Consider the following 5,906-nt stretch of genomic DNA (forward strand, 5'->3'; position numbering starts at 1 on the left):
TCGAACTTCAAATACAGCACTAACGGTTTGCCGTAGAACTCCGCAAGCCGCCGCGTCGCCGTCGCAATCCCGTCTTGGTCCACGATATCACGTGCTGGCAACAGCATCGCGGTGGGAAAATCAAACTCGCGAAGCACCTCGATCTGATCCATGGCAAACCCGTACGCAGGACCGACCGATGGCACGACCACTGTGTCATCGGCTGTCTCGTCCGCCAACATCTTTAGCAGCGATTCGTATTCCGCAAGCCGAACGTGATAGAAGACAGCGTTGCCGCCATAGAGCAACGAGCGAACTCCGCCCGCTTCGATGTGCTTGATCAGCTTGGCATTTTCAGCGTGATCGATTTTCAACGACGCGTCACGCGCCAACGGGGGAACGGCGATCACGCTTTCGCGAAGTTGGGCAGACGAAAAGGGAGCGGTGTACATGACGGATTCAAACCAGGGGCGAGAGGATTGGGAGGGGGCAGGGGTAGGGAAAGGGGCGATCCAGCGGCAAATTCCGTTCGCGGCCACGCACCGCGAGCCGCAAGAATTTGAACCAACGGGATTGTGAAGGATGCGATTTGAACGCGGATCCTGTTTTAAACGGATCCTTCTTTAATCCGGGATCACTTCGCCGCGAATCAGATCATCGAACGTTTCACGACGCCGAATTAATTTCGCCGCACCATCTTCGATCATCACTTCCGCCGCTCGTGTCTTGCTGTTGTAGTTACTCGCCATCACAAAACCGTAAGCGCCGGCGTTTTCGAGCACCACGTAATCGCCGACCATTGGCAATGGCAGCTTGCGGCTTTCGACGAAACCACCCTCACGCTGCGTAAAGATGTCACCGGATTCACACAGTGGACCACCAATGATCACATCCAACTGCTCGCGCGACGCGACGTCGCCACGAGCGCCACAGACCGAGATCGGATGATAGGCTCCGTACATCACCGGACGCGCCAAGTCATTGAATCCTGCATCGAACTAAAACAAAAACGTTATTTCCCGCTTTCTTCACACTGCGAACTTCGGCGATCAACGATCCGCTTTCGGCACTCAAATAACGGCCAGGCTCAATTTCCAAGTCCAATCGATGGCCGAACGCTTCCCCAAGCCGGTTTCGCGTGGCGTCCCAAAGCTCGAAATACTTGGCCAAATCGACATACGATTCGTCGCTTTTGTAGGGGACCGGCAATCCGCCCCCTGCACTGATCGTCTTTAACGTTCGACCGACCGAAAGTGCGGTACGCTCCATCGCTTCACAGACTTCGCTCAAATGCTCCAGGTCGGTGCCCGAACCAATGTGCATGTGCAGCCCGGTGATGGTGATTCGGCTTTGATCGGCACGACGCAGACACTCGTCAATTTGCTCGTGCCAAATCCCGTGCTTGCTCTGTTCGCCTCCGGTATTGGTTTTCTGGCTGTGCCCATGCCCAAACCCGGGATTGATTCGCAGCGTCACTTCCGCCCCTGGCCGACGTTCCCCCAGCTGGGTGATCATGTCGGGCGACCCGCAATTGACGTTCATCGAATGCTCGACCACCAAATCGAGTGCATCACGGTCAAAAATATCGGCGGTGTAGACAATTTCATGCTTTGCCGCATCGGGACTAAACCCTGCTGCGATCGCGCGGCGAATCTCTCCCGCACTGACGGCGTCGACCACCACTCCCGTGCGACGCATCCGGTCCAAAATCGCCAGATTGCTACACGCTTTTTGTGCATACCGAATGCGGTCAAATGCCGCCAAATCTGCAATCCGCTCCTGAACCACAGCGATATCGTAGACATAGAGAGGCGTGCCAAAGGATTTTACGAGATCAGCAATCGGCTGACCCGCAATCTCGGTGCGGGCCGTAGAGAAAGTGGGCACTGTAAGCATTTTGGATTAGCGAACCGCTTCTAAGGAGGCAAAGGAATCAGCGAAGGAACAATCAAAACAGTGTACCCGCAAATCAAAAATCGCCCAGCCAAGGTTCGCTGTTCCTGTCCCGCATTTCCGATAGAAGCCAAGCTTCGCCCCACTCCACGGTGCCAGAGCGACGCATCGGACCGAAAACACAGCCCATCGTCAAAATCGCCGTGCTTATCTCACCCTACCGACCGCCCACTTCATGCCGCTTCGCGCAACGCTGCGAAGCATTTTGTAGCGGCAGGGCTTGGCCCAATGCCGTCTACTTTGGTAGCGACAAAGCGCGAGCCGTCCGGTTGAGGCGAGTGAAACGTTCGGTGTAGATCGGGCGGGCCCCGCACCGCACCGCTACAAACGCCACCCGTTTAGTGCCAAAGTAGATGGCGTTGGGCTTATGCCCTTCGCGGCCCTCCAGACGACACCCCTCTGATGGATAACGCACAATGTCATTTTGCTTGACGATCACAGTCGAATTAAGCAACAGAGCGCGGCGGCGGTCGCCGCAGAATTCGCTGCTCGCGGGAAGGCGACCGACCACAATGCCCTAACTCCTCGGATTCATATCCCGCATTCACCGGCCGATAATCCCGCTGGTTACCGCAGCGAAGCGGCCTGGGGGAGATGATATTCGGCAGTGCCCCGGGAGAGAAAAAACTGCACCGAGGCAGACTGGGCAGCGGATCTTTCATCCTGTCCTAAACATGACGTCGCTCGGTAAAAACCAGACGACGTCAAACCGCTCGAATCATCGAAATGTGTGCACCCAACAAGGGTTTTATGAATTCCCTTGCGCACCTTGCGAATTGACTTCGGATTCGGTCGATTTCGAGGCATTCTCCATCGCGTCCTGCACCTGCTTGCGAGGCCCTTGTGGTCCGGGGCGACGACCACGGCGACGGCCTTGCTGCAGCGGAATGAAGCGACCCGCGACCGGCTGCAGCAACTTGCTGATGCACAGCTTGTTGATACTCAAGTTCATCTCGGCACTTTCGACCTTCAGTGCGTCATGCAAACTCATTGGCAAGCGAATAGTGATCATACGCTCAGGCTCTGCCGAATCGCCTTTGGAAGGGTCCTGGCTACGCATGGCCGCGACCATTTCTTGCAGCTCCGCGAATTCGTCGCTGGCTTCAAACTGACGCATGCTCTCGGAATCGGGAAACAGCTTTCGCACGACGCCATCGACGCCCAACATCTCGCGATAGAACACGACCCAGCTGCCAGTCTTGGCAAACGCCTCCTGCGCCAATCGCAAAACCTCTTTCCCTTTTTGCTCATCAGGAACATTGACATTGAGCGGAGCAATATCCAACCGGGGGGCAATTGCGTCGGTTTGCTCGGGTGAAGGATCGCTGGCGTATCGGAGTTGGGAGTTGGTATCGGCTTGAGACATTTCGAGGATCTTCCTTTCCTATGGCTGTGCCTGGTCGGCACGTCGTGTGGGTGTTTGTGCGGCTATCCTCACACCCAGTCAAACGCCACTCCCGAACCTATGCTTTCAAAACAACTTAGGCCCATTGCTAGCCCTCTGCCCAAATCGCAGGCACACCTGCTGCAGCCAAGGCAACGGCGACGTGCACAAAAACCAAGCACACCCTCCATGTGCATTCGCCAAGTGTCCACCTCGGACACCAGGGAGGCCACAAGAAAAAGAACATTTTAAAATGCAGCAAATAACGGCATTTCTACCGATTTGAAGATTTTGTTTGTTTTACAAGCATTTCAGGTTGCCCGTGCACCAAGCCATGCCGGCCGACCAAGACCCACGACGGAACAACAGACCCGTTGAGACACCTTCACAAAAACACCACAAGAGGGGGAAGAACAGAAAACGACTATCCCTACGCAATCAATCCCATGGGTCAACCGCCGAGACAGCAACTTCCTAACCTCTTCGGCAATCGGACGCCCCGCTCAGCGCCACTTCCTAAGACCGCTGCGAAACCCTGCGGATCGACCGACCTGAGCCCGCCAAGCTGAACCAGTAAGATCACGACGAGGCCCCGGGCCAGCCCGCCCGCAACGCTCATATCAGGCATTCGAAAAACGACAGGCAACACCAAATGAGGGGGTCGTCTAAAATGACTCTGACAACGGGGATTGGTGTCTTCTTCGAGCCAGTCGGTCTGCTGCGACCAAGCAGGACGGCGAAGCACAGAAACGTTAACGACAGCGATCTTGCATCCGTACTCTCGCCGGCAGCAACCAACGCAGCGGCGTCAATTCGCAGCAAGCAATTTGGCTCACTCAGGAGCGCTAGCAAAATATCTCAACCACCAGAATGGCGTGGGCTAGCGAGTCATGACGGAATCACAGGCGTCGGCGAGCAGACTAACCGCGCGGTCAATCTGGTCCCGCGACGTGGTCCACCCGAGGGAGACTCGGATGGTACGACGAATCTGTGTTTCAGTCCGTCCGATCGCCTTTAGCGAGCGAGTGATCTCGTCGGGCGGCTGAGCCGACTGGGCGGTTGCAAAGACCAAATGCCGCGCCGCTTTTTGGATTGCCCCTGCGTCACAAGGCATCTCGATCGCCATCGTGTTCGCGATCCGTGGCGTCCCACTCGCGAGTAAAATCGGCGACTCACCAAGGGAAGATTCAAGACCGTTAAGAAACCGGTCACTTAGCTCGCCAAAGTTGTCCGACACCTCACTTTCGCAGCGGCTGGCCAGATGTGCTGCGGCGCCCAAACCGATACAAGCGGGGATGTTTTCGGCACCCGGTCGCAGCCCCATTTCGCGAGGCTCGCCGTGGCAGATTGGCGACAGGTGGAGGCCCCGTCGAACATAGACCGCCCCACTGCCTTTGGGGCCATAAAACTTGTGCCCACTGACCGCAACCGTGTCGGCGCGAAGCTGCGAAACGTCGACCGGTAGCTTGCCAAAAGCTTGAGTGGCGTCGCAGTGAACAGACACCCCCCGATTGTGACAAACATCCGCCACTTCTCGGACTCTTTGCAGCGTTCCGAGGACAGGATTGGCGAGCTGCAAACAAACCAGTCGCGTGTTGGGACGCAGCATCGATTCGACTTGCGCCGGGTCAACCACCCCATTTTCTTGACATGGCACCAGCTCCACATCCACTTGGTCACCGGAGAGCGAAAACGCCGCTGCCAGCACCGAGTCATGCTCAAGCTCGCTGACCAAGACATGGATACGGCCAGTACCTGTCCTATCGCCTGAAACCGTATCGCCCGAGCCTAGCGCCGAGCGGATGGCCTGGGAACGACTTGCGGGTGCCGCGTTCAATTGGCCGCAGATCGCCAAATTATTGGCCTCAGTTCCACCGCTGGTGAAGACAATTTCAAAGGGATCGCAGCCTACCATTGCGGCCACCGATTCTCGTGCCTGCTCGAGTGACTCGCCCACCGCCTGGGCTTGCGAGTGTTCTTGCCCAGGCAACATAAAGTGCGTCGCCCAGTACGGCTGCATCGCCTCGAGCACCGAAGGAGCGAGGGGCGTGGTTCGATTAAAATCCAAATAGATCAATGGTCAGGCACAAAACAAGAGAAGACGACGCCGGGCGAAAATCATCACAGCAAACAAAACTCGCCGGTCGAATCGGCGATGCCGCGGGCATGCTGACGCGACGCGGAAGCGAACAAACAAGCAACGAGCCGCCGAAGTGACCACCGACGCTAGCAAGAATTCTACAAAAATCCGCCCCGCCCCTTCTACGGAGTGGCACGAAGGCAATAATGCGGATTGGCATTGTAATGGACGCTGCGACATCGCCCCAGAGTAGTCGCCAGCCCCAGAAAAACCAGCGTTAGCCGTCGAAGTGGCAACCGCCGGGGAAGAGTCAACGCAGCTGCCGATTTGGACGGTCCCGGGCATCGGGGCCGTGTTCGAGAGCGAAAATAATTGGCTTTCCGCAGTCAGGCGGGTTTGCACTGAAGCAGTGAACAGGCGATAATCATTACCGTGTCGGATTGTCTTTCCCACATAAACACAACACCCTCTCTCTCGTCCGGTCCTTGTCTTACGGAGCGACGAAATGAA

6 protein-coding genes are annotated in these 5,906 nt (G+C 56.6%); 1 reads left to right on the top strand and 5 read right to left on the bottom strand.

Features of this window, described 5'->3' with window-relative positions:
• A partial coding sequence (locus RMSM_RS13155) for a beta/alpha barrel domain-containing protein (protein WP_008696662.1) occupies positions 1-431 on the bottom strand: 431 nt, incomplete at its 3' end.
• Here RMSM_RS13155 and RMSM_RS43400 point away from each other — a divergent pair.
• Positions 430-558: a hypothetical protein gene (locus tag RMSM_RS43400; RefSeq protein WP_008696661.1), complete on the top strand. Its 129-nt coding sequence runs from the start codon at positions 430-432 to the stop codon at positions 556-558. The two genes, RMSM_RS13155 and RMSM_RS43400, sit on opposite strands and share 2 nt — an antisense overlap.
• A gap of 44 nt (positions 559-602) precedes the next feature.
• Here the strand turns inward: RMSM_RS43400 and RMSM_RS42555 are convergent, their stop codons facing one another.
• The 4 genes from RMSM_RS42555 to RMSM_RS13175 all read right to left on the bottom strand — a co-directional run bounded on the left by RMSM_RS42555 (position 603) and on the right by RMSM_RS13175 (position 5,393).
• Positions 603-956, bottom strand: coding sequence for a type III PLP-dependent enzyme domain-containing protein (locus RMSM_RS42555; RefSeq protein ID WP_085980610.1), 354 nt, complete (start codon positions 954-956; stop codon positions 603-605).
• Position 957: 1 nt separating this feature from the next.
• Complete coding sequence (locus tag RMSM_RS13160) at positions 958-1,866, bottom strand: type III PLP-dependent enzyme domain-containing protein (protein ID WP_008696665.1); 909 nt, start codon at positions 1,864-1,866, stop codon at positions 958-960.
• Between the two features lie 814 nt (positions 1,867-2,680).
• Complete coding sequence (locus RMSM_RS13170) at positions 2,681-3,298, bottom strand: hypothetical protein (protein ID WP_008696667.1); 618 nt, start codon at positions 3,296-3,298, stop codon at positions 2,681-2,683.
• A gap of 898 nt (positions 3,299-4,196) precedes the next feature.
• Positions 4,197-5,393: a cysteine desulfurase family protein gene (locus RMSM_RS13175; protein ID WP_008696669.1), complete on the bottom strand. Its 1,197-nt coding sequence runs from the start codon at positions 5,391-5,393 to the stop codon at positions 4,197-4,199.
• Positions 5,394-5,906: the final 513 nt, after the last annotated feature.

This window comes from Rhodopirellula maiorica SM1 (assembly GCF_000346295.1).
GTDB lineage: Bacteria > Planctomycetota > Planctomycetia > Pirellulales > Pirellulaceae > Novipirellula > Novipirellula maiorica.

Bases quoted from the DNA above. Each gene is read 5' to 3' on its own strand.
- RMSM_RS13170 (WP_008696667.1), bottom strand. From the start codon at position 3,298: ATGTCTCAAGCCGATACCAACTCCCAACTCCGATACGCCAGCGATCCT.
- RMSM_RS43400 (WP_008696661.1), top strand. From the start codon at position 430: ATGACGGATTCAAACCAGGGGCGAGAGGATTGGGAGGGGGCAGGGGTA.